Genomic DNA, 1,702 nt, shown 5'->3' with positions numbered 1-1,702 from the left:
CCCTGGAAAGTGGCTCGCGATTCGGCCGGGCCCATCAGCGCCATCTCTTCTATGCAGCACGGGAGCTAGAAACCTCCACTTCAAGGCAGACACTCATCAAAGCTACGAGACACGCTTTCCGACTTAAAAAGCCATATATGATTAATGACATGTTCATAGCGCTTTTGGCTTCACCCATTGCCTGGATTCTCTTTTTCCGTCAAGGAGCGCTGCATGTGAGGGGAGTACTAGGAAGTCTCCAATGAGGTATAGAAAAGTAGGTCACAGCCAATCGGTGCTGAGCTTGCCCGATGTCAACTTCATTGCCGACAGACAATCGAAAGACACAAGCGCGCAAGGGGGCGATCCTGCGGCTTAGGTGTACAACAGGGTGGGTTTGACGGAGGGCTGCTGGCATCCCCTGATCAGCCGGGATCGCACGACAACCTTAGGGAAGCGTTCCAACTGGAGCTGATTACAGACGGCGCGATCTAGATATTGATGATTCAATACCACAATCTCACCACATCAACTAGCAGCCAATAGGAAATCAGCTCATATGAACCCACAAGAAGAACTCCGACCACGGTAGGGGGAGCCACTGGGTGTTAATAATATTAATACAAAAAGGTGATTTCTTTTGATGCGTAAATTAGTCAAAAGGGCCTAGTAGGCTAGTGAGGTTCAGGCCTAGGTGTTGACGTCGGAAAGATCTTCAGCATTTCCTTCTACCTTTCCAATTACTTGGCCCCACACATCTCCCTTTATATCACCCCAAACGCTGCCTTCTACATTGCCATTAACATTGCCTAAAACATGGCGGCCGACATTTGCGCCTACATCTCGGCCAATATATCCTTCAACGCTACCTTCAACATCTCCAAATATATCACCACGAACACTACCTTGAATGTTCCCTTTGACATCGCCCCACACGTTTGCGTTGACTTGAAGAATCCTCAACTTTCCGTCAACAAGCCCAAAAGTGACCAGCTTATTGATTTCTTCGATCTCAGACATTGCCTTTTGCGACAGGCCGACTGCTTCACTATAGCCCCAATCTGGACAGGATCGCAAATTACGTTTTTGGTTTGATAGATTTTGATAGGTAGCTGCACTCCGAATCTTGCTCCAGATAGGGTACCGCACCAAATGTCGCTGCTTGTGACCTACGAAATGAGTTGAATTGAGTTAGGTATTGAGCTAATGCCCAATAACTTTCACAATTAACAGCTAATATGAGGCATAAGCACCAAATGGCATGTGAGCCAAAAAAATTAAAACAACTTACATACAAGCAAGGGCTAGGTGGGTAACCTATATTCAAACAGGCAAAGGGTATCTGCCTGATGAGTAGCTATCAACTCTCCATCTAATTGGGCCGGGGATGGGAACCCTGTCGCGAAATAAACCGATTACATTGTGTTTATCATCAACACTTACGGACCAACATTCCGAGCAATGGCACTGATAGTTTATGGGAGTAGCAATTCCTGTGGACACTCATCGGGCTAATATGCCTGATTATTTTAATATTCTACTAACGAAGCCCCAGATTTGGGTATTGTGTTGCTTCAAGTTCAACTTGCATTCCGGCATCTATTGACAATATCAAGGGTGCGCCTACTCGTCGCACATGTATCTTGAGGGCACCTCGAAAAATACGATCAGCCCTTGCGTTGAGGCGACAATAGCTTATAATTTGAATAGTTAATTGCATGCC

The 1,702-nt window shown here is 46.2% G+C and carries 2 protein-coding genes; both read right to left on the bottom strand.

Features of this window, described 5'->3' with window-relative positions:
- Nucleotides 1-669: 669 nt before the first annotated feature.
- The gene (locus AC01FP_RS17400; RefSeq protein WP_474481971.1) at nucleotides 670-999 is read right to left on the bottom strand and encodes a hypothetical protein; all 330 of its coding nucleotides are present in this window, start codon (nucleotides 997-999) and stop codon (nucleotides 670-672) included.
- A gap of 520 nt (nucleotides 1,000-1,519) precedes the next feature.
- Nucleotides 1,520-1,702, bottom strand: a 183-nt coding sequence (locus tag AC01FP_RS17395; RefSeq protein ID WP_474481970.1) for a hypothetical protein, incomplete at its 5' end; no start/stop codon positions are given.

Source organism: Cyanobium sp. NIVA-CYA 375 (assembly GCF_056108345.1).
Note: the sequence above shows the minus strand (reverse complement) of the source record. Positions and strands in the feature narration are given on the sequence as shown.

What these genes read in the sequence shown, in the direction of transcription:
- AC01FP_RS17400 (WP_474481971.1), bottom strand. Translation starts at nt 999, where the DNA reads ATGTCTGAGATCGAAGAAATCAATAAGCTGGTCACTTTTGGGCTTGTT.